At 63.3% G+C, this 25,780-nt stretch carries 16 protein-coding genes and 1 riboswitch; of the genes, 8 read left to right on the forward strand and 8 right to left on the reverse strand.

Annotated features, from left to right (window positions below):
* Positions 1-71 precede the first annotated feature (71 nt).
* Together KP004_RS01855 and KP004_RS01860 are read left to right on the forward strand one after the other, a co-directional pair.
* On the forward strand, positions 72-494 hold the full coding sequence (locus KP004_RS01855) for a low affinity iron permease family protein (protein WP_216800695.1): 423 nt from the start codon (positions 72-74) through the stop codon (positions 492-494).
* A 63-nt stretch (positions 495-557) separates the two neighbouring features.
* Positions 558-719: a hypothetical protein gene (locus KP004_RS01860; RefSeq protein ID WP_216800696.1), complete on the forward strand. Its 162-nt coding sequence runs from the start codon at positions 558-560 to the stop codon at positions 717-719.
* Between the two features lie 75 nt (positions 720-794).
* Here KP004_RS01860 and KP004_RS01865 read toward each other — a convergent pair whose 3' ends face one another.
* Positions 795-4,457 (reverse strand): DUF748 domain-containing protein, encoded by a 3,663-nt coding sequence (locus tag KP004_RS01865; protein WP_216800697.1) that lies wholly within the window; start codon positions 4,455-4,457, stop codon positions 795-797.
* A 289-nt stretch (positions 4,458-4,746) separates the two neighbouring features.
* On the opposite strand from KP004_RS01865, the gene KP004_RS01870 reads away from it, so the two are divergent.
* The gene (locus KP004_RS01870; protein ID WP_216800698.1) at positions 4,747-7,485 is read left to right on the forward strand and encodes a PAS domain S-box protein; all 2,739 of its coding nucleotides are present in this window, start codon (positions 4,747-4,749) and stop codon (positions 7,483-7,485) included.
* A 32-nt stretch (positions 7,486-7,517) separates the two neighbouring features.
* On the opposite strand, the gene KP004_RS01875 is transcribed toward KP004_RS01870, so the two are convergent.
* A complete protein-coding gene (locus KP004_RS01875; protein WP_216800699.1) occupies positions 7,518-9,287 on the reverse strand; it encodes a fumarate hydratase in 1,770 nt (589 codons plus the stop codon).
* Positions 9,288-9,635: 348 nt separating this feature from the next.
* Between KP004_RS01875 and KP004_RS01880 the strand changes: the two genes are divergently transcribed.
* Positions 9,636-10,373, forward strand: a complete 738-nt coding sequence (locus tag KP004_RS01880; protein WP_216800700.1) for a sulfite exporter TauE/SafE family protein — start codon at positions 9,636-9,638, stop codon at positions 10,371-10,373.
* 31 nt (positions 10,374-10,404) lie between these two features.
* Here the strand turns inward: KP004_RS01880 and ygiD are convergent, their stop codons facing one another.
* Positions 10,405-11,184 carry a 4,5-DOPA-extradiol-dioxygenase gene (gene ygiD, locus KP004_RS01885; protein ID WP_216800701.1) on the reverse strand — a complete coding sequence of 260 codons (780 nt, stop codon included), beginning with the start codon at positions 11,182-11,184 and terminating at the stop codon, positions 10,405-10,407.
* A gap of 505 nt (positions 11,185-11,689) precedes the next feature.
* Between ygiD and KP004_RS01890 the strand changes: the two genes are divergently transcribed.
* From KP004_RS01890 to KP004_RS01900, 3 genes are all read left to right on the forward strand, one after another.
* Positions 11,690-13,447: a flavocytochrome c gene (locus KP004_RS01890; protein WP_239026900.1), complete on the forward strand. Its 1,758-nt coding sequence runs from the start codon at positions 11,690-11,692 to the stop codon at positions 13,445-13,447.
* Between the two features lie 111 nt (positions 13,448-13,558).
* A complete protein-coding gene (locus tag KP004_RS01895) occupies positions 13,559-14,836 on the forward strand; it encodes an MFS transporter (RefSeq protein WP_216800703.1) in 1,278 nt (425 codons plus the stop codon).
* 105 nt (positions 14,837-14,941) lie between these two features.
* Positions 14,942-15,550, forward strand: a complete 609-nt coding sequence (locus tag KP004_RS01900) for a DUF922 domain-containing protein (RefSeq protein WP_216800704.1) — start codon at positions 14,942-14,944, stop codon at positions 15,548-15,550.
* Positions 15,551-15,625: 75 nt separating this feature from the next.
* Here KP004_RS01900 and KP004_RS01905 read toward each other — a convergent pair whose 3' ends face one another.
* Positions 15,626-16,723 (reverse strand): hypothetical protein, encoded by a 1,098-nt coding sequence (locus KP004_RS01905; protein WP_216800705.1) that lies wholly within the window; start codon positions 16,721-16,723, stop codon positions 15,626-15,628.
* A gap of 469 nt (positions 16,724-17,192) precedes the next feature.
* Here KP004_RS01905 and KP004_RS01910 point away from each other — a divergent pair, with 469 nt between their 5' ends.
* A complete protein-coding gene (locus KP004_RS01910; protein ID WP_216800706.1) occupies positions 17,193-20,135 on the forward strand; it encodes a patatin-like phospholipase family protein in 2,943 nt (980 codons plus the stop codon).
* Here KP004_RS01910 and KP004_RS01915 read toward each other — a convergent pair.
* The 4 genes from KP004_RS01915 to KP004_RS01930 all read right to left on the reverse strand — a co-directional run bounded on the left by KP004_RS01915 (position 20,117) and on the right by KP004_RS01930 (position 25,574).
* The gene (locus tag KP004_RS01915; protein WP_216800707.1) at positions 20,117-20,962 is read right to left on the reverse strand and encodes a ChaN family lipoprotein; all 846 of its coding nucleotides are present in this window, start codon (positions 20,960-20,962) and stop codon (positions 20,117-20,119) included. The two genes, KP004_RS01910 and KP004_RS01915, sit on opposite strands and share 19 nt — an antisense overlap.
* Positions 20,963-21,150: 188 nt before the next feature.
* A complete protein-coding gene (locus KP004_RS01920) occupies positions 21,151-22,749 on the reverse strand; it encodes a hybrid sensor histidine kinase/response regulator (protein ID WP_216800708.1) in 1,599 nt (532 codons plus the stop codon).
* Between the two features lie 153 nt (positions 22,750-22,902).
* A riboswitch (cyclic di-GMP riboswitch) is annotated at positions 22,903-22,979 on the reverse strand.
* A gap of 118 nt (positions 22,980-23,097) precedes the next feature.
* Complete coding sequence (locus KP004_RS01925; RefSeq protein ID WP_239026901.1) at positions 23,098-25,017, reverse strand: Lnb N-terminal periplasmic domain-containing protein; 1,920 nt, start codon at positions 25,015-25,017, stop codon at positions 23,098-23,100.
* An 86-nt stretch (positions 25,018-25,103) separates the two neighbouring features.
* Positions 25,104-25,574: a DUF3015 family protein gene (locus KP004_RS01930; protein WP_216800709.1), complete on the reverse strand. Its 471-nt coding sequence runs from the start codon at positions 25,572-25,574 to the stop codon at positions 25,104-25,106.
* Between the last annotated feature and the right edge of the window lie 206 nt (positions 25,575-25,780).

Consider the following 25,780-nt stretch of genomic DNA (forward strand, 5'->3'; position numbering starts at 1 on the left):
ATGCTATGCTGCGTGCTGCCGGCGCCGGCGAACCGATTCCGTCATAACCCGTGAATGAACCGGAGGGAGTCATGAAACTGCACGAGGTGTCCCGTTTCAGCCGCTTCGCCACCTGGGTTTCCCACACCTCGGGTCACCCATCCTCCTTCATATTCGCTCTTGCGATAATCGTGGTCTGGGCGGTCACCGGGCCGATTTTCAAGTTCAGCGACACCTGGCAACTGGTCATCAATACCGGCACCACGATCATCACCTTCTTGATGGTCTTCGTGATCCAGAATACCCAGAACCGGGATTCGGTGGCGATTCAGCTCAAGCTGGACGAGATCATCCGGTCGCTGGACGGGGCGAACAACGCACTCCTCAACATGGAGGAACTGGACGAGAAGGATCTCGAGGCGATCAGGCAGAGCTACTTGAAACTGGCGGAAGATGCGCGCAACGCCCTGCGTAAGGGGCGGAAACAGCGGGCGACGAACCCGCCTTCCGTTTAAAAACGATGATTAGTGGCAGCGGACCGGCTGCCCGTGTAAATGACAAGCAGTGGGGAGGGAATCATGTCGACACCGTTAATCGCTTTGGCGGCGATCCTGGCGTTTTTCGCCATCGTCATCATACCGTTCATGTTCATGAAGAGCGACCAGCAGCAAACCGTCGAGCCGCAACATGATCACGGGGACCACGCAAAGAGGGCGCGGAAGAAGAAAAAGAAACGGTAGTCTCTTTCAACGTGGACCTGGCCGGGGGCAGGTTGTCTCGGCTCCCCATTCTTTTTCTCGTCTTGCTTCGCCGCCTTATCTCGCGATGGCGTTGAACTCGACGCGGCTGCGGTTGGCGGATTCCTTTTCCGGCGCCTTGTAGATGTTGTCGCTCGCCTGGAAGAGTTTTTCCGGCGGCAGCCCCCCCTTGGCAACCAGGTACTTGATCACGGTGGCGCTGCGCTCCCGCGCCAGCGACTGCAACTCGCTCTCCCCGACCACCGTGTTGGCTATGATCAGCTTCTTCATCTCGTTGTCGGGCAGGTCCTTCACCATCCCCAGGGCGTTACGCGGCTTGGGGAACTTCTCCTTCTTGTAGACCGCCTTCAGGTACTTCGAATACTCCTCCGGCGAGAGCTGCACGTTGTCGCTGCTGTCCCCTTCCCTGGTCTGCTGCTCCTTGACCAGGTGGAGGAACTTCTCGTTTTTCACCTTGCGGCTCAAAAGCTCCTGCCGATACCCCTCCGGATCCTTTCCTTTGTCGACGAACCCCTTGATCTCCAGTTTGAGCCCGGGACGGTCGGCGACGACCTTGGCCAACTGGGTCAGTTTCTTTTCCTCGTCTCCCGGCAACTCGCTGGAGCCTGGCTGGAAATTGATGACGCTGAAATCCTGGCCGCTGCCGCCAAGCGAGGAGAGCAGGGCGAAGGGGGAGGTGGCTGCCTTGACCAGCAGGTTCTTCAGTACCTGGCCGATCAGCCCCCAGATGCTGAACTGGGGATCGTCGGTGCGGCCGGTCACCGGGAGGTCGAGATGGATCTCGCCGTTGCGATCCTTGAGCAGGGCGACGGCGAGCCGGACGGGAAGGCTGGTTGCCTGGCTGCTTTCCACTTTCTTGCCGAAGGTGAACTGGTCGATGAAGACCTTGTTTTCGGAGGTGAGCTGCTTTCTCTCGATGAGGTACTTGAGATCCAGGTAGAGTTTGCCCTTGTCGATGGCGTAGCCGAGATAGGTGCCGGAATACGGTGTCACCGGGGAGAGCTCGATGTCGCGGAAGGAGACCTTGAGGTCGACGAAGAGGTCGTCCCGCAGCGGGTTCAGCCTCCCGGTGATCTGCATCGGCGAATGGTTTTCCAGGTTGCCGCGCAGGTCGACGTCCGCGAACTTCGATTCCTCGGAGGTGAGCCCGCTGACCCGCCCGCCCAGGTTGTAGAAGGTGCTGTTGAAGGTCTGGGGCAGGTGGTTATCGGTGAAGGCCAGGGTTCCGTTCTGGATGGTAACGCTGCCGACGGAGACCTGCCGCTGCGCTGCGGGCGCCTGCGCCGGGGCAGCCGCGGCGGCCGCCGGCGCAGGTTTCATCTCGGCTGGTGCGGCAGCCGGGACCGTTGCCGGGACCGTTGCCGGGACCGTTGCCGGCACGGCCGGCTCCTTCTTCACCAGGTCCTGTAGGTTGAGCGTCCCGTCTCGCCTGATGATGATGCGCGAGTAGACGTCGTTCAACGCCACCTCGCGGATTTCCAGCGCGAAGGGGGCGAAGTTGCCCTGGAACTCGTCGAACTGCAGGCTTTCCCATTTCAGGAGGTCCTGGTCGCCCACGGCGTCGATGCTGTGGAAGTCACGCACCCCCGCGTTGCCCCGGAAGCTCCCCTTGGCCGTGCCGTCTTTCAGGGCGAGGTCGAGGTTCATGGTCGTGTCCAGCGAGCCGCCGATCACCGAGAAGTTGAAGGTGTCGGGGAAATAGGGCTCGAAATCGGCGATGGGGAGCCGGGCGATGGCGACACTGCCCCGGTAGCGGAAGGGCGCCGGGGTGAGCGTGCCGTTCAACTTGAGGGCCGCGCCCTTGCCGTAGGTGGCGGCGAAGCGTAAGGGGGCCGGGGCGGATTTCGGGCCCTGCAGGTTGGAGAGGGTCAGGTTGGTGTTGCGCAGGGTGAAGCGTGGCGGCTCCTCGAAGGTCTTGTCGGTGAACGCGAAGTTCAGCTTCTCCAGCTGGATCTGCTTCACGAGGTACGAAATCTCCTTGCGTGGGGACGCCGCTGCGCGGGGCGATGTGCCCCTGCGCGGTGAACCTGCTGCCGCAGTGGAAGGCTTGCCGGGGAGAGGGCGGGCTTGTGCGGACGCCGGTGCTCCCTTCTGAGCGGCGAACAGCGAAAGGAGCGACAACGTGCCGTCGGCCTCCTTGGACAACGACATGCTCCCCTGGGACAGACGGATGCCGCCGATCTCCAGGCGGTTATCGCTTGAGCGGAAGGCGGCGTCCTTTACCTGGAAGGAGGCGAGGTCGAATCCCTCCTTCTTGCCGTAGCGGGCGGCAAGGCCTGCGACGGAGAGGTTCCCCTTCCGGACGGTCAGGCCGACGGGGTCACTGTAGCCGATCTCGGTGCTAAGCCCCAGGGTCCCCTGCACCGGCGCCGTCAGGTAGCGGTCCAGGTAAGGCCAGGCGCGCTGGAGCTTCACCCCGGCAAGTTCGATGGTCGAGGTGACGCTAAGCGGTGCGGTGGCGAACTTTCCTTCCGTTTTCAGCGTTGCCCCGTCGTCCGGTTTCAGCGCAAGCCGGTAGCTCGCCGCAGTTCCCGGCGCGGTGCTGATGTTCCTCGCCGAGAGCTCTATGTCGGAAACGGTGGTCTTGAAGCCCCCCTTGGGCATGTCGTCGCGGAAGTGGATGGTCGCCCTGCTTAAGGAGAAGGAGGGGATGAGGACCGCCGTCTTCTGCCCGGTCTCGGTCGTCTGCTGCGGTTCCTCCTCTTTCTTTTTGGGGGGGATGAGCCGCGAGTACATCCAGTCCCCGCGTTGGCTGCGCTCGACGAAAAGCTCCAGGCCGCTGGCGCTGATGGACTCGAACTGGAAATTTCTTGCCAGCGCCTCCAGGTTGGCCGCCTTCACTTCCAGCGAGGGGAGGCGGAGCAACGGTTTCCCGCCGGGGAGATCCACGGCGACTCCATCGACCCTGGTCAGACCCTTCAGGGCCAGTTCCGGCTTGCGGTCGGCGGAGATGCGGTAGGTGATGTCGAGGTTCACGGTGAGCGTCCCCGCAGTGAGGTCGGCGGGTGGCTTGACCGGGTAATATGCCAGGTATTGCGGCAGACTCAGTTGCTTCAGCCCGACGTGGACCGAGGTTTCCAGCGATTTGCTGAGCGGTTTCAGCTTGCCGGCGAAGCTGAAGGGGGCGCCGTTGACCACCGCTGAAATACGCGGGTCGATGTACTTGTCCGCCAGGTACGGGCTGTTGCTTATGAAGGGGATAGCGATGTCGAGGCTGCGGACGCTGTGTTTCCTCCCCCCGCCGACGATGCGGTCGTCGAAATCCAGGGAGCCGTTTTTGATGCGGACGTTGTTGAGGGAAAAGCGCAGCGGGGAGCCCTTTTTCGTCTCCTTCTCCTTGGGTTGGCGCTCGATGATGTCGCTGAAGTTGAAGCGGTTGGGGGCGGTGCGCACCAGGTTTACGGTCGGCGTGTCGAGGGTGAGCTCCGAGAGGATCAACGTCCTTCTGAAGATCGACGCCGGTGCGAGGCTAGCCTCCAGCGCGCGGAAGGCGATCAGCGGCGGGCCTCCTTTGTCGGCGACGGCAAGATCGCGTACCGCGACGTGCAGTGTGAGCGGGTTCAGACTGACCGAACCGATCCGTGCCGGGCGCCCAGTGGCATCTTCGATCGCCGCTACCGCCTTGTTTTTTAAAATGATAGGCAGTACCGCCGCAATAAAGACAATGAGGGCGGCAAGTACTGCTACTGAAATCACGACGCAGCGTCTGAGCTTTGGCAAGGGAAACCTCGGTGATATGGTTGTCGTTCCTCTTACTATAACTTAACACTTTTATGATAAACCGCACGCTCTATCTGCCCGCGGCTACTGCTGCGCAGGTGACGTCGAGGATACGACAACTTGATGCTGACGCTGATCACCTGTCACAAAATATTATTCAAAAGTTTCTTCCTGCTGTAACAAAACAGCTGGTAATCTTCATCTAGTAAGATAGTATCTTCTTCGACTGTTTGAGAGCTGCACGAGCGTGTACATCTGACCGATTCGAACTGCTTCACAGAGGTAGTAGATGCCTTGGATAATCATTGCCGCAATAGCGACTGCCAGTTCGGTGACGATACTGGCGCTGGTTAATGTCTACCTCTACTCCCGCTACAAAAGACCCTTCCTGAAATTGTGGGCCCTCGCCTGGGGGGTGCACGTCTGCAGGTACCTCTTCCTCGTCCTCTCCATTTTGTGGCCTGCCAGCCTGATCTTCAAGGAAATCAACTACCTTGCCATCATAGCCAGCGCCGTCATCCTGCTGGCCGGTACCAGGAACTTCATCGGCAGCGCCCTCGGGCATGGCTTCACCGGCACGGGCACCGTTTTGGCACTGTGGACCGCCGGCACCGTCGCGGCGGGATTGCCGGCCCTGTACACCATCATCCCCATCTTCGCCTTTCTTGCCTTTACCTACATCCACATCGGAATCCAGGTCCTGAAGCAGGCCGAGCAGGGAGAAACCGCCAGCCGGGTGGTGGGCTGGCTCTTTATCGTGTGGGGGATACACCAGGCGGACTACCCGCTGCTGCGCCCGATCGAGTGGTTCGCCCCCTGGGGCTTTCTCATCGGCAGCGTCCTGGCCACCAGCATCGCGATCGGCATGATCCTCGTCTATTTCGAGAGAATGCATCGGGGGCTGCAGGAAAAGGAGATGCGCCACTTAAACCTGATCGAATCGTCGCAGAACTGGATCTGGGAGGTCGACGCCAACGCCGGCTACACCTTCGCCAGCCCGCAGGTAAAGGATCTGCTTGGCTATGCCCCGGAGGAGGTGGTCGGCAAGACCCCCTTCGACCTCATGCCGGAGGAAGAAGCCACCCGCGTGGCGGCCATCTTCGCCGGGATCAGCTCCAGGCGCGAGTCCTTTCACAGGCTGGAAAACACCAACCGGCACAAGGACGGTCGTCTGGTGGTGCTGGAAACCAGCGGTGTCCCGTACTTCGACGGGTGCGGCAACTTCCTGGGGTACCGGGGCATGGACCAGGACATAACCCAACGCAAACAGGCGGAGATACGCAGAGAGGTGAGCCGGGAGGTGCTGCAGGTCCTGAACGAGCCGGGAGACCTTAAGGCGTCGGTGCAGCGGGTCATCGACCTGCTCAGGGTGAAGCTCGATTTTGCCGCGGTGGGGATCCGCCTGCAGGAGGGGGAGGACTACCCGTACTGGGCTCACAACGGATTTCCGCAGGCGATGCTGGAACAGGAAAACGCGCTGGCGGAGCGTTCGGCGGATGGGGGGCTGTGCCGGGACCAGGACGGCCGGGTGCGCCTGGAATGCACCTGCGGGCTGGTCATCTCCGGGCAGGTTCCCCAGGGGCATCCCAACTTCACTCCGGGGGGGAGCTTCTGGACCAACGACGCGTTCCAGTTCCTCGAGTTGCCCCCCGACCAGGACCCGCGCCACCACCCCCGCAACGTCTGCATGCACCGCAAGTACGCCTCGATGGCGCTGGTCCCCATCCGCTACAAGGACAAGATCGTCGGCCTGATCCAGTGCAACGATCACAGGAAGGACCGCTACACCCCCGAGTCGTTGCAGCACCTTGAAGGGATCGCGGCGTACGTCGGAGCCGCCCTGATGCGCAAGTGGTCCGAGGAGGAGCGGGTCACCCTCGAGACCCAGCTGCAACAGGCCCAGCGGATGGAATCGATCGGGCGACTGGCGGGGGGCGTGGCGCACGATTTCAACAACATGCTCGGGGTGATCATCGGCCATGCCGGCCTGGGGCTGATGGACGCCTCCCCCGGGCAGCCGATCCACGTTCACCTGCAGGAGATCTACAAGGCCGCGGAACGCTCCGCCGATCTCACCCGCCAGTTGCTGGCCTTTGCCCGCAGGCAGGCCATCGAGCCCCAGGTGCTGGACCTGAACGAAACCATAGCCGGGATGTTGAAGATGCTGCAGCGGTTGATCGGCGAGGAGATCCACCTTTGCTGGCAACCCGGGGGGGAGATGTGGCCGGTAAAGATGGATCGCTCCCAGATCGACCAGATCATGGCCAACCTCTGCGTCAACGCCCGCGACGCCATCGTCAATGTCGGAAACCTCACCATCAAGACCGGCATCGTCAGCGTCGACGACGCCTATCGGCTGCATCACCCCGAAGCCGCCCATGGGGAATACGCGTGGATCTCGGTAAGCGATGACGGGGAGGGGATGGACAGGGAGACGTTGAGCCACATCTTCGAACCCTTCTTCACCACCAAGGGGGTGGGTGCCGGAACCGGGCTCGGCCTGGCCACCATCTACGGCATCGTCACCCAGAACAAGGGCTTCATCACCGTCGCCAGCGAGCCGGGGCGGGGCGCGACCTTCACCATCCATATCCCGAGGCACCTGGGCGCCGATGAAAAGGGGGGGCGGCAGGAGGATGTGCGGGAACTGCCGCGCGGCCGGGAAACGATCCTGCTGGTGGAGGACGAACCGGCCATACTGCAGATGACGACGATGCTGTTGGAGAGCCTGGGGTATGTGGTTGTGACGGCGGGTTCGCCCAGCGAGGCGATCCGCATGGCGGAGAAAAGGACCGGCTCCATCGACCTGCTCATGACGGACGTGGTGATGCCCGAGATGAACGGCCGGGACCTGGCCGGCGTGCTGAGCGCCGGGCATCCGCGCTTGAAATGCCTGTTCATGTCCGGCTATACCGCCGACATCATCGCCCACCGCGGGGTGATCTACGAGGGGGTGTACTTCATCCAGAAGCCGTTTTCGCTGCCGGTGCTGGCAGCCAAGCTGCGCGAGGTGCTGGAACAGGTTTGACGGGGCACGCGGGGTGCCCCGTCGTCGTGATGCTAGCCGGTGATCTTCTTGTAGAGGTCGTTCCCCTTGTCGTCGACCAGGATGAAGGCGGGGAAGTCCGCCACCTCGATCTTCCAGACCGATTCCATCCCCAGTTCCGGGTAATCCAGGCATTCCACCTTCTTGATGTTCTCGTGTGCGAGCAGTGCCGCCGGGCCGCCGATGGAGCCCAGGTAGAAGCCGCCGTGCTTCTTGCACGCGTCGGTCACCTGTTTGCTGCGGTTCCCCTTGGCGATCATGATCATGGATCCGCCGTTGGACTGGAGCAGGTCGACGTAGGAGTCCATGCGGCCGGCGGTGGTGGGGCCGAAGGAGCCGGAGGCGCCCCCCTGCGGTTTCTTGGCGGGGCCGGCGTAGTAGACCGGGTACTTCTTCAGGTAGTCCGGGAGACCTTTGCCCTGGTCCAGCCGCTCCTTGAACTTGGCGTGGGCGATGTCGCGGGCCACGATGACGGTGCCGTAGAGGGAGAGCCGGGTCCCGACCGGGTGCTTGCTTATCTGGGCGAGCACGTCCTTCATGGGCTGGTTCAGGTCGATCTTCACGCCGCCGGCATTCTTCAGGCGGGCGGTCACCGGGAGATATTTCCCCGGGTCGCGCTCCAGTTCCTCGAGCCAGATCCCGTTTTTGTCGATCTTCGCCTTCACGTTGCGGTCGGCGGAGCAGGAGACCCCCATGCCGATCGGGCAGGAGGCGCCGTGGCGCGGCAGGCGGATCACGCGCACGTCGAGGGCGAAGTACTTGCCGCCGAACTGCGCGCCGTACCCGCACTTGTAGGCTGCCGCCATGACGCGCTGCTCCAGGTCGAGGTCGCGGAAGGCCTGGCCACCCTTGTTGCCGGTCGTGGGGAGGGTGTCGAGGTACTTGGTGGTGGCGAGCTTGACGGTCTTCAGGCAGGCCTCGGGCGAGGTGCCCCCGATGACGAAGGCGATGTGGTAGGGGGGGCAGGCGGCGGTGCCGAGGGTCTTCATCTTCTCGACCAGGAACTTCTCCAGGCTCTCGGGATTCAGGACCGCCTTGGTTTCCTGGTAGAGCATGGTCTTGTTGGCCGAGCCTCCCCCCTTGGCGACGAACAGGAACTTGTAATCCATGCCGCGGGTGGCGTTGATGTCGATCTGCGCGGGCAGGTTGTTGCCCGAGTTGGTCTCCTGGTACATGTCCAGCGGGATGGTCTGCGAGTAGCGGAGGTTCTCCTCGGTGTAGATCTGGAAGACGCCCGCGGAGAGGTACTGCTCGTCGTTGCCGGTCACCAGGACCTGTTGCCCCTTCTTGGCGAAGATGGTGGCGGTGCCGGTGTCCTGGCAGAGCGGGAGCTCGAACTGCGCGGCCACTTCGGCGTTGCGCAGAAGCGCAGTCGCGACGTAGCGGTCGTTGTCGGTGGCCTCGGGGTCGGACAGGATGGCCGCCACCTGCTTCAGGTGGGCCGGGCGCAGCATGAAGCTCACGTCCTTCATCGCGGCGTTGGCCAGCAAGGTGAGCGCCTTGGGGTCGACCTGGAGCATCTGCTTGCCGTCGACCTTGATGGTTTTGACGTACTTGTCGCTGATCAGCCTGTATGTGGTCTGGTCGGGGCCGAGCGGGTACGGGTCCTGGACCTTGAAGGCGGGGGCCTTGCGATCACCCCCCCTCGGGGCGACCTGCGGTTCCGGGGACTCCTCGGTGATCGTTTCCGCCTGGACCTGGCTGTGCAGCCCCATCAGGGTGACTGCGGATACGGCCGACGCGGTTGCACTCTTTTTCAGAAAATCCCTTCTGCTGAGCGACATCAACTACCTCCTGAAAATTTTGATTCACCCTCCCCCGCAGGAGACGGCAATGCGGGACTTATGAGCACAGGTGATGCCACCTTTTAATGATGGTGATGAAGTTGCCGGTATCACGACGGTTTGTGCGGCCGCTACACCGAAACTGCTCCGCCGTCAGGCATAACCGCAGGTTATGGCGTCGGGGTGGGTGCGGCGGCGGATCGCCGGGGGAAACGGAGCTGAAACGGCAGGATGGAGCTTCTATAACCGGAGGTTATGGGGGCGGTGGTGGTTATGGGGGTTGCCGCCGCGGAGTCGCTCTTGAATCGCGGGGGGATTTGGAGTACAAGGAAGCGGCTTGGGGGGGAGATGGACTTCTTGATCGTGTTGCCGGTTGCTTTTCTCGCCTCGCTGCTCAGCGCCATGAGCGGCGCGGGCTCCGCCATGCTCACCACACCGGTGTGGCTGGCGCTCGGGTTCCCGCTGCCGGTGGCCATCGCGTCGAACCAGTTGAACGGGGCCGCGTGGACCCTCCTTGCCGCCCGCAACTACCTCAAGGGGCGCCGGGTCGACTGGACGCTCATCCGGGGCATGATCCTGTGCGGTCTGGCCGGCGCCTATGCCGGAACCCTCATCGTGCGCGGCGTCGATCCCCGCCTGCTGCAGCGCGTCATCGGCGGGATCATCCTGTCCCTGGTGGTCGTGGTGGCGCTGAATCCTGCCCTGGGACGCGAGGAGAGCGAGCCTGCGCTGTCGCGACCGGTGACGGCTTTGCTCGCCTTTCCCCTGGGCGTCTACGAATCCTTCTTCGGCTCCGGCAACGGGCTGTTCACCTCGCTGCTCCTCGCCAAGGGGCGCGGCCAGACCCTGGTGGTCTCGCTGGGGTGCTACTACCTGGTCGCCTTCTTCTGGAACTGTTTTGCCGTCGCCGTCTACAGCTCGGCCGGATTGGCCGACGCCCGGCTGATGCTCCCGTCGACGGTCGGGTCGGTGGCGGGTGCTTACCTGGGGTCCAGGATCGGGCGGCATAAGGGGCACGACTGGGTGCGCGGGCTGTTCGTGCTGCTCGGAGGTGTCCTGGGGCTCAAGCTGGTGCTCGGGCTGTAACCGGGCGGTTGGTGGGGGGCGGTCGGTGGGGCTATCCCACCTGTACCGCCAGCATCGAAATGGAGCCGCCGTCGACGCCCTGCACCGGAAAGGCGACGCGCTCTCCCTCCTGGCTGCTGCCCAGCACGTAGAGTAGCGGCAGGTAATGGTCCGGGGTGGGGATCGAGAGCCGGGCATCCTCGCCGAGGGTTTCATAAGCAACCAGGGGGGCGTGATCCCCGGTCAGTATCAGTTCTCTCGCCTTCGCTTCGAAACGCACCGCCCAGTCGTACGGATCGGGCAGGTGTCTTCCCCAGGCATAGGTGTGCAGGTTGTGCACCAGGTTGCCGCTCCCCACGATCAGTATCCCCTCCTCGCGCAGCGGTGCGAGCCTCTTGCCCAGGTCATAATGGAACTGCGCCGGCTGGGTCTCGTCGATCTTCAGTTGCAGCACCGGTACGTCGGCCTCCGGATAGAGGTGGCACAAGACGGCCCAGGTGCCGTGGTCGAGCCCCCAGCTGTCGTCGCCCTGCACCGCCAGGGGCGACAGCAGACGCTGCATTCGGCGGGCGAGTTCCGGGGCGCCGGGGGCGGGATAGTTCATCCTGTAGAGCTCCGGCGGGAACCCTCCGAAGTCATGGATGGTGCGGGGCCTTTCATTGACGGTGACCGCGGTGCCGGGGCGATACCAGTGGGCGGAAACGCAGACGATCGCCTCCGGGCGTGGCATGGTGCGACTGAGACTGCGCCACCCTTGGGTGTAATCGTTGTCGGCCAGCGCGTTCATCGGGTTGCCATGTCCCAAAAAGAGGGCGGGCATTCGTGACGGCATTCGTGACTCCTTTCCTACTGGGATATCCGGAAGTTATACCGGTGTGCGCGTCCAGGCGCAACCGCCGCATAAAAAATGGGGTGAGGGATACCTTCTGCGCTCCGCTTGATACGACGCTCGCCCTGTCTCCTCGTAATGCTTTTCGAAATCATTCCTTCCAAACTACTCGCCATGCTGGCTAAATCCCTGTCACAACAAGGGGTATAGCCGCAGGTTATAACGATAACCTGGGGTTATGGTCGGCGCTAACTGGCCGAAAAGACAGCCGCTTTCCTCATGAGCCGTGCTGGCCGCATAACCTGCGGTTATCGTTCGCGGTCGTTGTCAATTAGAGCCACGCGGCTAAAGTTATCATTAATTCGGCACCTTGGCCTGTTGCACCGGCATTGGCATCACTCGTGCTCTCAGGATGGGGTCGCCGGGGGCATCATCGCCCTCCCCGGCGGCGCATACCACGGAGCGGAACACGGGTCACCACCCGAGACAACAAGAAAGGAGAACGATGATGAGTTCGAGGATAGGCATTGTGATGGCGGCATTGCTGGTGCTGGTCTCCGCCACGGTCCTGTGGGCGGGGGGCACGGAACCGCTGGCGAAGCTGCACCAAGGGAAGGCGACCTGCGCCGACTGTCACGGCAGCAGCAAGAAGATCAGCGTCGACGACAGCGAGAAGGGGGTTAACAAGAACTGCGTCGGCTGCCACGGAACGCTGGCAGAGATGGGGAAGAAGTCCCAGGAGGAGGTGAACCCGCACAAGTCGCACCTGGGTGACATCAACTGTACCGCCTGCCACCACGGCCACACCGCGTCGTGGGCCTACTGCCTGAGCTGCCATCCTTTCGACATGAAGATCGCCGGCGGCGGCGCGACGCCGACCAAGGCCACTGCCGTGACCAAGCCCAGGAAGCGCGCCGAGAAGGCGGACGTCGTCGTCATCGGTGCCGGCGCTGCCGGCTTCACTGCGGCCATTACTGCGCATGACGCCGGTGCCAAGGTGGTGATCATCGAGAAACAGCCCATCACCGGCGGCAACAGCATGCTCGCGGCCGGCGGGATGAACGCGGCCGAGACCCCCTTCCAGAAGGAGAAAGGGATCGCCGACTCCGTCGACCTCATGTACAAGGACACCATGACCGGCGGCGGCAACCTGAACGACCCGGCCCTGGCCATGGTGCTCGCCAAGAATTCCGCAGGCTCGGTCGCCTGGCTCACCGGCCTTGGCGCCGACCTGAGCGATGTGGGCCGTATGGGGGGCGCGAGCGTCAACCGGACCCACCGTCCCAAAGGGGGCGCCGCCGTCGGTGCCCACATCACCGAGGTGCTGCGCAGAAACGCCGACCAGCGCAATATTGACATCCGCGTCAACAGCAAGGTCGTGAAGATCCTCGAGGACAAGAAGGGTCGCGTGACCGGCGTCCGCGTCGCGGGCAAGCATAGCGGCGAGTACAGCATCAACGCGAAGGCGGTCATCATCGCGGCCGGCGGCTTCTCGGCCAACCCGGAGCGTGTCGCCTACTACCGCCCGGAATACAAGGGGATGACCACCTCGAACCAGCCCGGCGCCACCGGGGACGGCATCGACCTCGGCACCGCCGTCGGTGCGGACTTAAAGGACATGAAGGAGATCCAGATCCACCCGACCGTCGCCGCCGGCAGCCGCACCCTCATCACCGAAGCGGTGCGTGGTAACGGCGCCATCCTGGTGAACCACGAAGGAAAGCGCTTCGTCAACGAGCTCACCACCCGCGACAAGGCTTCCGCCGCCATCCTGGCACAGAAGGGGCAGTCGGCGTACCTCGTCTTCGACGACGGCGTCCGCAAAAGCCTTAAGCAGATCGACGGCTACTTCCACCTGAACCTGGTGCAGCAAGGCGCCACCCTGAAGGACCTCGCCGCGGCGATCAAGGTTCCGGCCGATGCCCTGGAGGCGACCGTTGCCGGCTACAACAAGGGGGTCGACGAGAAGAACGACGCCGAGTTCAAGCGTCCCGACCTGCCGCGCGCCCTGCGCACCGCCAAGTACTACGCCATCGAGGTGAAGCCGGGCGTGCACTACACCATGGGCGGCCTGAAGATCACCACCGGCAGCGAAGTGCTGGCCAAGGACGGCAAGAGCATTGCCGGCCTGTTCGCGGCCGGCGAGGGGACCGGCGGCGTCCACGGCAAGAACCGTCTGGGGGGGAACTCGATCTCGCAGACCATCACCTTCGGCCGCATCGCGGGCGAGAACGCAGCCAAGTTTGCCGGGAAAACCCGTCCGTAGCCCCGCGCCGTAGATAAATGCACTTACCGAGGAGGCGCCGCACGGCGTCTCCTCACTGTTTGCCCCGCGGCTCGTACCGGGAGCGTAGGGGCAACACTCGAGGCGGGCATAATGGACTCCAGCTTCACGTTGATGCGCGATGACAATTACCGCATGTTCTGGATGGGACAAGGCATTTCCTGGTTGGGGAGCGTGATGCAGTCCGTTGCCCAGGGGTGGCTGGTATGGTCTCTCACCAAATCACCGGCCCAACTGGCTCTGGCCGCCATCATGCTTTCCCTTCCGGTACTGCTGCTCAGCGTGCCGGGAGGCGTGGCCGCTGACCGCTTCGACAAGCGGGCTCTGCTGGTGATCGCCCAGGGGGGCTCCCTGGTCCCGACCCTCTTTCTCGGTGTCTTGGCCCTGCGCGGCGAGGCGAGTGCGCCGGCGATCATGTTTCTCGCCTTGTGCCAGGGGGCGCTGAACGCGTTCGAGATCCCTGCCCGCCAGGCGCTGCTGGCGGAACTGGTGCCAAGGACGCGCCTGGGGCAGGCCGTAGCCTTCAACGCCGTCTCCTTCAACGCCACCCGCCTCTTCGGGCCGGCGGCCGCCGGCTGCATCATAGCCGCCTTCGGCGCCGCCCCCTGTTTCTTCCTCAACGCCATCAGTTACTTGGTCGGCGTGGTGACCTTGCTCCTGATGCGCCCGAGTCGCCAGACGAACCATCCGCTGCGCTGCCAGACCCTCGCGGTGACCGAGCTGCGCGAAGGGGTGCAGTTCGTCGCGGCCGCCAAGGACGTCCGGCAGCTCCTCCTGTCGGTGCTCCTGGTGAGCCTCTTCGCCATTCCCTTCGTGCCGCTGTTGCCGGTCTTCGCCGAGGTCTTCGGTGCCGGGCCGCGGGGCCTCGGCCTCATGTCCGCGTGTCTTGGCAGCGGTTCGCTTCTCGCCGCCTTGGCCCTTGCCTGTCGGGAGAAGCCGCTGCAACCCCAATCCGACGGTGCCGGCGCAGGGCTCCTCTTCGCGTTGGCCCTGCTCCTCTTCTCCCGCTCGGCCGACTATGGCCTTGCCCTCGCCGCCCTGGTCGTCGCGGGAGGCGCCATAGTCGTGTTCCTGGCCCGGGTCAACAGGGCCCTGCAGCACGCCTGCCCGGACCGGCTGCGGGGGCGGGTGATGGGGGTGTACACGCTCACCCTCTTGGGAATGGCCCCGGTGGGGAGCGCCTTCATGGGGGGGATGGCAAGCAGGCTCGGTGCGTCCTCCGCCCTTACGCTTAGCTCCGCGTTGTGCGTTGCCGGCCTTTCCCTTTTGCAGGTCCGGTCGCGCCTGTCCCGCCCGGCTCCGGGCATGGACGGTCGAGCTCCGGTCTGGGGCGGGACGCTGTCCGGTAACGAAGGTGGCCGGAACTGGTAAAGCGCCGTTTCCGCGCACTTTGTGACATGGGTCACCCCCGGCTCATGGCTGATAAGGTATGGTTGCTTCACGTTTGCCATCCCAGCTTCAGGAGTCCGTATCTGCATGATGCACCGCTTCATTGTCGGCGCAGGGATCTCCCTGCTCTACCTGGCCTGTTCTTCATCCCTGTTTGCTTCCGACACCGCTTCCTGTGAGCTGAAAGTTCGAGAAGGCTACCGCTTCTATGACATAACGGGAAAAACCCTGGACGACCTGGTAGAGCAGATCAGGGTCAATGGAACCAGGTGGAACGACGGCAAAGTCTACTCCGCAATGACCAACTGGGACATTCACTTCAAGTACGACGTCACCTGCCAAAACGGGCGCTACTCGGTCAAGTCCGCCGCCACCCGCGTCGACATCGTCTACAACATGCCCCGCCTCGACCTGGCTACCTGTGCCCCCGAACTTGCCGGCTGTTGGAGCAACTACCTGACCCACCTGCAGCGCCACGAGTTCGGCCACAAGGATCTGGCGGTAAAGACGGCCTCCGAGGTGAACGAGATGTTCGGGACCCTGCCGAGTTTCGCCAGCGAAGAGGAACTCGCCGCAGAAATCAGCAAGCGTACCGAAGAGAAATTCCGGAAACTGAAGGAGACGCAGATCGAGTACGATCACGACACCAGGCACGGCGAAACCCAGGGTGCTGTCCTGCTAGCCGGTCCGCAATAAAAAAGGGGCCACAGGCCCCTGCCCGTAACCCCTTCTCCTGCTGCCGCCCTTCGCTGTTACCGCCGTTATCCCCTCTTACCTGCCACTGCCGCCTGTGCCTGTTCCGGTGCCCATGGAACCGCCACCCGTGCCGGTCCCCGTGGTGCCACCCGTGCCGGTGCCCATGCCGCCCGTACCCATGCCGCCCGTACCCATGCTGCCAGTGCCGGTTGTGCCGGTCCCCATGCTGCCGGTCCCGGTTGTGCCGGTGCCCGTGTTACCCGTTCCCATGTTGCCGGTGCCGGTTGTGCCGCCGGTACCCTGGTTATAGTAGCTGCCGCCGGTACCCTGGTTCAGCGTTCCGCCGGTGCCTTGGTCCATGGTCCCGCCGGTCCCCCTGGGGGCCTGGTTGTAGTAGCTACCGCCGGTACCCCGGTTCAGCGTTCCCCCAGTGCCTTGGTCCATGGTGCCGCCGGTCCCGCTGGGGGGCTGGTTGTAGTAGCTGCCGCCGGTACCCTGGTTCAGCGTACCGCCGCTACCGGTGCCGGTTGTTCCACCCGTCCCCTGGTTCAGTATGCCGCTCGGGCCACGATCCAGGGTGCGTCCTGTACCTCTCCCCTGTTCAAAGTAGCTGCCGCCGGCCCCCGGATTCAGGGTTCCGCCCGCGCCGCGGTCCGTGGTGCCTCCTGTGCCGGTCGTTCCCTGGTTGTAGTAGGTGCCGCCGGTGCCCTTATCCAGGGTGCCGCCCATGCCGCTGCCGGTGCCGGTCCCATAGTAGCTGCCGCCACTACCCTGGTTGTAGCTGCCGCCGGTGCCTCTTTGGTCGTAGGTTCCGCCGGTACTGCCGCCTACCGTCCCGCCCGCGCCGGTGCCCATGCTGCCGCCCGATTCAGGTCCCAGCCGCTCAACGGTGAAATCCTGCCGCACCGTGCTCCTTGCCCCTGTTCCCATGGGGAGGGTGGTGCTGCTGTAACTCTGGACGCTACCGCCGCCGGAGGAACCGGAAACCGTCCCACTCCTGTGGGAGGACTTCTTGTGGGCCATGCCGGCTTTATGCGTACCGGATTTGTGCGTCATTTTGTGGGTCTTGCCGGATTGAGCTCCTGTGTCGGCGGCATAGCCCGTGCCGGTCGTCATGCCCATCATGCCCAACACGGCGATCGTGGTGAATAACAACCTTCTCACTGTTCTCATAATCGGACCTCCATCCCCGGTCAAACCCGACCGGGAGACACCGCCTGCCTCGCAGAAGGGCCTTCAGGTCCACGCGGTGTCCAGCTGGTTGTATACAAATTCGTGCTGCTGATCTCAAGTTAGCATATATGATTAAAAAAAGCCAATCTTTTGACCTGGCCCTTGCGCCTGCAACACTTTGTAATAGCAGCTGTTTTTTGTGCTGAGGCGTTACGCCCCTCCTGTGCCCTCGCGACACTCTGCACAAAAAAGAAGCGCCATCGCTCCCCGGTGTGACGCTCATGAGAAAACCCGGTCGGTCACCGCGACCTGCGCCGCGACCGGCTACGGTTTCGGGAGGCGACGCTCCAGACCCGTGGAGAAGCTGCGAATCGGGCCCGTGCCTTGACAGTGGCCAAAGAGTTTGTACCCTAGCTGACATTAAAACAATATAAGCCGGGTTCCAATGTACGGCCGAGGGGGGAACTACGTGAAAGCAACCACCCTTTATCGAGTCTTTCTTCGCAGCGGTCCGCGCAACGTCCTCGCCTACCCGCGCAAGGTGATACCTGCAGGCGCCGAGGTGACGGTTTTGAACCGGGCCGGGGAGTGGCTCGCAGTCGACTACCTCGGTAAGGAGGGGTTCCTGCGCAGGGACGCCGTCGAGCTGGAGCCGGGCAGTGATGAGGAGTATTACGAACTCCCCGAGGTTCTGCTGCACGAGCTCGCCGCCATCCGGGAAAACGGCGCCCCGGACGGTGGCCACGAAGAGAGCGTGTGCACCCCGGCGGGAGACAAGGAGCGCAGGTTGAGGCAGGTGACAGCGCAACTGCACGCGGCGCGGTTGACCGCCCTGTGCCTTTCCGGCGGCGGCATCCGGAGCGCCACCTTCAACCTGGGGGTGCTGCAGGGACTGGCCAAGGGGGGATTGCTGGGGGAGATGGACTACCTCTCCACTGTCTCCGGGGGCGGATACATCGGCAGCTGGCTTAGCTCCTGGATTGCCAGGGTGCCCGGCACCGCACGGGAGAGGGTGGACGACGTGAGCCGGGTGCTGGCGCAGCAGACGGAGGAATCCCGGCGCCGGGAACCGTACCAGGTCCGATTCCTGCGCGATTACAGCAACTACCTCACACCCCGTGTCGGGATCTTCAGCATCGATACCTGGAGCATCATCGGGACCTACCTCAGGAACCTGCTGTTGAACTGGATGGTGCTGATACCGCTGCTTTTCACCTTCCTGCTGCTGCCAAGGCTGCTGGTGCTGCTCGTTTCAGGCACAGGTGTGGAGGGCGGGGCCGCACAATGGCTTATCTGGGGCGGGGCAGTGCTGGGGATACTCCCTATTGCCTACACCGTGATCGATCTCCCCAGCATCGGGGACCGCAGACTGAAGAAAGGGTACTTCGTGACCTTCTTTCTGGTTCCGTTGCTGCTCATGGCGGTCGCCTTTTCAGCCTACTGGGGCTGCAGCTATCTCAAGCTCGATGCAGCCGATCCGGATGTCACCGCCTTCATGAAGTTCACCACCATCGTCCACCTGGGGGGATGGGGGGCGGGCCTGCTCTGGCTCTGGGCGAAGAAGGTTTCCCTCCCCGCGCTGCCGGTAGCCGTCTTCTGCCTCTGCGCGGTGCTGACCGGTGCGGTCGCCGGTGCCCTCGGCTGGCTCGCCGCGACGAAACTCCTGCCGGTCGTACTCGCCACGATGGCCAATCCGGGCCTGTTCTACGCCGTTGTCTCGGTTCCCATGGTCCTTGCCGATTACCTGCTGACCGGGACCCTGCTGGTGGCTCTGCTGTCGCGCTTCACGGGGGACCAGGACCGGGAATGGTGGGGGCGTGCCGGCGGCGTGACCATCATGGCGGGGTTGGTCTGGGCCGCCCTACTGGTGATCGTCATCTATGGACCGTGGCTCATCCTCCCCGAATCACACGGGTTCTGGAAGAAGCTCTATCTCCTGGTGGGGGGAGGGGCAGGTATCTGGGCTGCGTTGATGGGGAAGAACGCGTCCACGCCGGCCCTGCGACCCGGCATCGCCATGGACAAGGTGCGTACCCAGCTTCCTGCGGCCGCGGCCGTCCTGTTCATCCTGTTTCTGCTGCAGGTCGTTTCCTTTGCCGCGACGTGCCTGCTCTGGTGGGGGAAGCTCCCCGGGATGTCGGGAGGAGCGCCCATCCCGGAGGTCACGCCCGGGGTAAGCTTCCTGAGCCATCTCTACCTTCTGCTGCACACCCCGGTCGCCTGCCTGCTCTGGCTGGCTGCCGCGACTGCTTCCGTGTGGTTGCTGATGGCCCTGATGGTGAACATCAACACCTTCTCCATGCATGCCATGTATCGCAACCGGCTGGTCAGGTGCTACCTCGGCGCCTCCCGCCGCAGGAAGGAGCGCTGCCCCAATCCCTTCACCGGGTTCGACAGGAACGACGACTGCGCCATGGTGGAACTCTCCACCCGTCCCTTCCACGTGGTGAACATGGCCTGGAACCTGGTCAAGGGGGAGAGGCTGGCCTGGCAGCAGCGCAAGGCCGCCACCTTCACCATGACCCCACTTTTTGCGGGAGGCGACCTCGGATCCGAGAACCCCGCGAAGAGGATCAGGCCGGGGGGATACCGCAACATGGAGACCTACGGCGCGGGGTGGGGCCCCCGCACCGCCCGCCCGACCACCCTGGGAACCGCCATGGCCATCTCAGGCGCCGCTGCCAGCCCCAATATGGGGTACCATTCCTCACCGCTGGTCACGTTCGTAATGGCCTTTTTCAACGTCCGCTTGGGGTGGTGGCTGGGCAACCCCGGCACGGGAACGCGGGGCGCCTGGCGCAAGGCCTCCCCGGGGCTGGCCCTGGTCCCGCTCTTGAAGGAGACCTTCGGATTCACCCGCGAGGACGGCAAGGACATCTACCTCTCCGACGGCGGCCATTTCGAAAACCTGGGATTGTACGAGATGGTGCGCCGGAGGTGCCGTTACATCGTGGTCTGCGACGCGGGATGCGACTGCGACGGGAGGTTCGAGGATCTAGGTAATGCGGTGCGCAAGGTGAGGGCTGATTTCGGCGTGGAGATCGACATCGATCTGGCGGCGGTGCGGGAGAAGAAACTCCACTTCGCCGTGGGCACCGTGCGCTACTGCTGCTGCGACAATGGGGAGACGGACCAGGGGACCGTGCTGTACCTGAAACCGGTGCTGACCGGGGACGAGTCGGCGGACCTGCTCAATTACGCGAAGGTGCATGCGGAGTTTCCTCACGAGCCGACCTCGGACCAGTGGTTCGACGAGGCCCAGTTCGAAAGTTACCGCAAGCTGGGATTGCATTCGGTGCTGCAAGTGACGGGGGGAGGCCGCCTCGACCTGGAGGAATGCTTCAGCCGCGCCGGCAGGATGCACCGGCGCGCACTGAAGGAACTCGACCAGCGTCACAGCTCGACCAGGTAATCGGCCTCGCTGGTGCCGGCATTGCTGCTGTTCAGGTAGGGGGTCTCGGGGAGGATCACGGTCGAGGCGACTGCGCCGCCCAGGCGCTGCAACTGGTCCGGGACGGCATATTTCACGGCATGCCAGACGCCGGTAAGCACGATCATGGTGCGCCCGGGCTCTTTGTCGCGGTAACGGATGATATTGGCTGCCATGCCGCTGTTGCGCACCGTCTGCGCCTCGCAGAAGAAGTCGAACTTCCTGGCGTTTTGCTGGTGGTGCGCCGCAGACTGAAAGGTTTTCTTCAAAAACGCGATCTGGTGGTTGGCCAGGTCGCAGCTGGTCCCCGGTGGCAGCCCCTTCCTCTGCTCCGCGGTGAGCGCGGCGAAACCGTCCCGGGAGACCTTGCGTACGATGGCGAGAGGCACGTTAAGGGCCACCATCGGAATCCGGTTGTCCCGGGCGAAAAGGAAAATGTCCCGGTACATCTGCCAGCCGCTCCAGTTTCTCTCGAAGGCCTGTTGCATCTCCGCCTCTGCAAGGTTCCCCGCCACCCAGCCGTCCAGTTCCTTCTGCCAGTCGCTCTGCATCATCTCCAGCCCGATGGCGATCGGGCGCTTGGCCGCATCCAGCAGACGGAGCAGGTCGAGCTGCAGCTCGTGGTGGTAGGCTTCCTCATGTGACTCACCGATTAGGACCACCTGGCTTGACGACGTCGCAGCGGCAAGTTCCGGCAAGGAGAGGATCCTGCCATCGCTGAGGCGGGTGATGATGGTGTGCCCCTGCGCCTCGGAGCAGCAGACCGAAACCAGTACCGCGACGAGTAACGTCCTGAAAGATCCGAGCATGATTGCCTCCTCGTGCGGCCGGCGACGACGGGTATCCGGCGCAGGCCGCGTCTGCTGTGTCAGTGCACCTTCGGGGGGATGATTGCTGAAAATTAATCGCGGTTAATTGTATCAGGCGCAATGACTGGAGCCAGCGGTGAGGGAGGTATTCCGGCGGGTAGGCGGGACGGTTTTTGGGTGGGTGACTGCTAGACGGGATTTCCCGGCATGTCGCGGAGCTTGCGGAGCATGTGGCGCATCTGTTCCCTGTTGTAGGGCTTGGCGAGGAACGCGGCGAGCGGATCGCTGTCGATGAAGGGTGAGACTTCCTTCTTGCCGTAGCCGCTGCAGAAGAGGATGGGCAGGGTAGAAGTCTCCCGGCGCAGTTCCTGGTACGCTTCGACGCCGTCCATCTCGGGCATGGTCAGGTCCATCAGTACCAAGTCGATCTCTTTGCCACGCTCGCGGTAGATCTCCAGGGCCTCCCGGCCGTTGCAGGCAGTGATGACGCGTAAGCCCAGCCCGGCAAGCAGCACCGTGCCGACCTGGCGCAGCTCCGGTTCGTCGTCGACCAGCAGGACGGTCCCCGACAACAGCTCGCGGGATTGGGGCTGCGGCTCCGGGACCGGCTCCGCGTCCCTGACCAGCAGCGAGGCGGCGCTGGTGGGGAAGAAGACCCTGAACCTGGATCCCTCCCCGAGGGTGCTGGAGAGCTGCAGCGCGCCGTTGTGGCTTCTGATGATGCCCATGGTGGCCGACATCCCCAGGCCGCGCCCGGTGAACTTGGTGCTGAAGAAAGGTTCGAAGATACGCTGCCGGGTCTCGTCGCTCATGCCGCAGCCGTCGTCGCTGACCTCGAGGCAAACGTAGGAACCCGGGGCGATGGCGTTGCCGAAGACGTCGTGGCTCCCCTCTTCGGGAAGGATGGTGTGGCGGGCGAGGCAGATGCCCACCGTCCCTTTGCGGTCGCCGATCGCCTCCACCGCGTTGACCACGAGGTTCATGATGATCTGCTGCACCTGCCCCTGGTCACCCTTGATCAGGGGGACTCCCGGCTCCATGCGATAGTCGAAGGAGACCTTCTTCTTGAAGGCGGGCTGGAGCATGCCGACCACGTCGCGGACCTGGGCGCCGAGATCGATCTCGGTCTGTACCAGTGGGCTTTTGCCGGCATAGTTGAGCATCTGTCGGCACAGGTCGGCGGCGCGGTTGCCTGCCAGTTCGATCTGTTCCAGGTGCCGTTGCACCTCATCGGGACGCGCCATGCGCGCCATGGCACAGTGACCGAGGATGATGGTCAGGATGTTGTTGAAGTCGTGGGCGATCCCGCCGGAGAGAACCCCGAGGCTCTCCAATCTCTGGGTCTGCTGCAGCTGCTGTTCCAGGGCGAGCCGGTACTCCTCCGCTTTCTTCCGTTCGGTGACGTCGCGGGCCACGTGCACGCAGGCGGTAATGGCGCCCAGTTCGTTGTACAGGGGGGAGACCGAGATCTCGAAGAAGCCGCCCAGATGCTTCTCCTCCATCTCCACGTGGGGCGCCTCTCCGTCCTGCAGCAGTTTCAGGAAGGGGCAACTGCCCGGGACGGTGCCGATCTCGTGGAAGAGCTCGTAGCATTTGCGGCCGGGGATTTCGGACGGGCGCAAGCCGAGCCGGTCAGCCATGGCGCGGTTGGCACGGGTGATGGTGTGCTCGGTGTCGGTGATGAAGATGAGGTCGGGGACGGCGTCGAAGGTGAGTTCCCACTCCCTTTTGCCGCGGCTGAGCGCCTCGTAGAGAAACTGCGTGGTGAGATCGCCGTCGACTACCATGCCGTCCCCCCAGGTGTGGCAATGGGGCGCGTGATCAGCGGGGTGACGGTGATCGGGCCGGTAACCGCAATGGCGCAGAGCGAGCAATACATGGGGTCGCATCCTTGTTCTGCTCCGGACGCAAAAAAGCCGGGGCAGAATATCGCGTGATATTTCGGCAACCCGGCTGTCTCGGTGAGACCCAATAGGCTTTCCGCCCCATCCTCGCGGATGGTTGAGTATTATCGTGTATCTTATTGATGTATTTAGTTTTAACCATTATGCTCTTTGCCCTTGTTGAAAGTCAACGAAATGGCGCCTGCAGACAGGGGGGTGACTGTGAGCTGAATCACTAAAAGACAAGATTTGTCAGAAATAGCAGTTCCAGAACAGGCTTTGTTCGGAAACAGTGTGCCCTGAGACATCGGCAAGACTCAAGTTAAGACTGAGACTCTGTTGTTGTGCCAGTCGGAAGTTCTGCGCGAGGCTCGCTTTGACAGAGATACGGTCATCCCCGACGACGTAGAAAAAGGCGGAGCCTTCCAGGTTCACCTTCCACCAATCCGTGGCCTGCTCCAGGGCGCCCAGGCTGACCCCCGGCGCCGCGGCCACCGTCCCGCGCAGGTGCCGCCCACCCTCGACGGCCACTTCCGCGAACCCGTACAGGATGCCGCCGAAGGGGGACCTGCGGGCGACGCCTCCGCCGCTGTTCAGCCTGAAGAGCAGCGAGTCCCTGCCGTCCTTCATCACTTCGGTGTCCCACCCGGCGGCGACCTTCCAGGAATAGGGCTTGAAGAAGCGATCCCTGGGGGCGGTGGAGAGTATGTCCAGCAGATGCAGGTTGCGCAGCCGCGGCCGCCCGGTCTCCGGCACGTAGTCGACCAGCGTGTCGAAGAACTTTATCTGGGCGCCCTTGAGGTACCCCTGGTCCGGGTCGAGCAGGCTATGGAATTCAGGTTGCAGGTGCACGCCTGCGTACCACTCTCCGCGGCGCACGCCTCCCCCCAGGCCGATCTTCGAGGTGTGATGTCCGGCATCGGGTGGGGCGGGGGGGGCGACGGCGTAGGCTGTTTCGCTCCCCGCGCCGAGGACGCTGCGCTCGGCCAGGATCTTCAGGTACAGCTTGGAGTAGGCGTCCTGCTCGAGCTCCTTGCGGGCGAGACGCAACTGCACCAATTCTGCGGCGAGGTCCAGCACCTCCCGCTTTTCCTGTTCGGAGAACGGCTCCGCTTCGATGCTTTTGGGGGGGCGCTTCCCCTGGGCTAGCTCCAGGGCCGCCAGCTGACCGTCCTCGCCGAGCAGCGAGGCGATCCTGACGATGCGCGCCCCTTGCGAGGGGCGGTAAACCGCCGCTTCGAGGATGCCGCTTTGCTGCGCGATCTCGATCGTGTTGGTTGGGTGAACCAGCAGCCCGGTGCGGTCGGAGAGGTGCAGCGCGGGGCGTGCCGCCTCGATCAGGAACAGCAGGTTGTAGGAACAGTTCTCGTCCAGGAAATAGTAGTCGGAGGCGATACGCTGCAGTTCCAGGGCGTGCAGCAGCATCTTGTCCACCTCTTCCTTGGAGAGTTTGAGGCGGTACTCCCACATGTCCCTGTGCTCGAGGTCGCTGTACTCCTTAACCTTCTGGTAGTACGGCATCAGGGAGTAGTAACCTTTGTACAGTCCGGTGAGCCCCTTGAAGGCGTAGAGAAAGCCGTTGGCGTCGTTGGCGTCGGCGGCGTAGTTCACGGCGTAGGAGATGAGGTTGCTCTTGCTGGGGCCGTCGATCCTGATCAAGGTGTGCCCGAACATGGAGGCGGGGCTGTTGATGTGTCCGACCGGGAACACCAGCACCGCCGAGCGCGCGTCGATGGTCCTGATCTGTTCCTGCAGTTCGGAACAGGCCGGCACCGGAAGCCGGGCCGGGTCGATGGAGAGTTCCTCGCTGAGCCAGGCCAGGCGTGCCGGGAAGCGGCAGATGGGATGTTCCCCGTCCGGCGCGTCCTGCTGGAAAAACGCGGACAGCGTGGCGGCAAGTTCGGCTGCCGGATCGGTTCTTCCCGCGGGGGAGAGGAAAAAGTTGGGATCGGAGATGCGGCTTATGGTGCCGCCGGTCAGGGGCTTTTTGTAGTGCAGCAGGATCTGCCAGGGGCGCTCTTCCCAGAGGCGTTTGACCTGCGCCTCCTTGATGAGCTGGTCGCGGTAGGCCAAGTCCGCAGCCGCCGCAGGAAGGGCGGGCCGGGTGACGGTGAGCAGCAGCAGAAGGCAGAGGGTTCGGCACAACAGGGATAGGTTCATTGCAGTGCTCATCACAGGTTGGCGGAGGGGGACTCCGGACATTAAAAAGGGTGCACAGATCACGCTGTGCACCCTTGTAACATACTTCGAGACAAAAATCAGTTGTTGGTTACGGTAACGACGTTGTCGATGACTTCAGCCATCACGATCTTGTCGGAGGTGAAGATCTTGTTGAAGTTGGCCTGCAGTGTGGCCTTGTAGGCGTCGCTCTGGGCGGAGGGGACGCCCATCATCTCGACGAAGGTGTCCAGCGTCTCGCCTTTGCCCATGGCGATATCCTTGGCCAGGTTGTCTATGTTGGCGCGGACGAACTGGTTAAGCTTTTCGTTCTGGGCGATCTTGCCCGGTTTGGCGCACTCGGAGGTGCCGGAGGTGATGCCGAAGGTCTGGGTGCCCGAGGTGCCGTTGGTGGTGGATTGCAGCACCTGGAACAGGATGGAGCCGTCAGCCTTGTTCTCCCACAGCATGGTGCCGAGGCCGCAACCTGTGTTGGTGTGGGCCTGCCCGGCGGCAAAAGCGGAGGCGGTAGTCAAAAGCGTGAGTGCGAATGCGATGAGCAGCTTTTTCATGGTCGTTCTCCTTTTTTAAGGAAATTTTCACCTAGTATAAGGCGTGCCGCGTCTCTGTCAACCGCACCAGTAAAAAAGATCGATTGATCGCGGCGACGCTCCTGCTCTTTTCACATCACTCTCGATGCCGCCCCTGTGGTAGCGCGCGGCAGGCAATGTCCGAAAAAGGGCACCTCCCCCCTCAAAAGGAGAGGCGCCCGGATCGG

This window comes from Geomonas oryzisoli (genome assembly GCF_018986915.1).
GTDB classification, from domain to species: Bacteria; Desulfobacterota; Desulfuromonadia; order Geobacterales; family Geobacteraceae; genus Geomonas; species Geomonas oryzisoli.

What these genes read in the sequence shown, in the direction of transcription:
- KP004_RS01860 (WP_216800696.1), top strand. Translation starts at nt 558, where the DNA reads ATGTCGACACCGTTAATCGCTTTGGCGGCGATCCTGGCGTTTTTCGCC.
- KP004_RS01880 (WP_216800700.1), top strand. Translation starts at nt 9,636, where the DNA reads ATGGACTTCTTGATCGTGTTGCCGGTTGCTTTTCTCGCCTCGCTGCTC.
- KP004_RS01895 (WP_216800703.1), top strand. Translation starts at nt 13,559, where the DNA reads ATGGACTCCAGCTTCACGTTGATGCGCGATGACAATTACCGCATGTTC.
- KP004_RS01870 (WP_216800698.1), top strand. Translation starts at nt 4,747, where the DNA reads ATGCCTTGGATAATCATTGCCGCAATAGCGACTGCCAGTTCGGTGACG.
- KP004_RS01900 (WP_216800704.1), top strand. Translation starts at nt 14,942, where the DNA reads ATGATGCACCGCTTCATTGTCGGCGCAGGGATCTCCCTGCTCTACCTG.
- KP004_RS01925 (WP_239026901.1), bottom strand. Translation starts at nt 25,017, where the DNA reads ATGAGCACTGCAATGAACCTATCCCTGTTGTGCCGAACCCTCTGCCTT.
- KP004_RS01915 (WP_216800707.1), bottom strand. Translation starts at nt 20,962, where the DNA reads ATGCTCGGATCTTTCAGGACGTTACTCGTCGCGGTACTGGTTTCGGTC.
- KP004_RS01920 (WP_216800708.1), bottom strand. Translation starts at nt 22,749, where the DNA reads ATGGTAGTCGACGGCGATCTCACCACGCAGTTTCTCTACGAGGCGCTC.
- KP004_RS01855 (WP_216800695.1), top strand. Translation starts at nt 72, where the DNA reads ATGAAACTGCACGAGGTGTCCCGTTTCAGCCGCTTCGCCACCTGGGTT.
- ygiD (WP_216800701.1), bottom strand. Translation starts at nt 11,184, where the DNA reads ATGCCGTCACGAATGCCCGCCCTCTTTTTGGGACATGGCAACCCGATG.
- KP004_RS01905 (WP_216800705.1), bottom strand. Translation starts at nt 16,723, where the DNA reads ATGAGAACAGTGAGAAGGTTGTTATTCACCACGATCGCCGTGTTGGGC.
- KP004_RS01875 (WP_216800699.1), bottom strand. Translation starts at nt 9,287, where the DNA reads ATGTCGCTCAGCAGAAGGGATTTTCTGAAAAAGAGTGCAACCGCGTCG.
- KP004_RS01930 (WP_216800709.1), bottom strand. Translation starts at nt 25,574, where the DNA reads ATGAAAAAGCTGCTCATCGCATTCGCACTCACGCTTTTGACTACCGCC.
- KP004_RS01890 (WP_239026900.1), top strand. Translation starts at nt 11,690, where the DNA reads ATGAGTTCGAGGATAGGCATTGTGATGGCGGCATTGCTGGTGCTGGTC.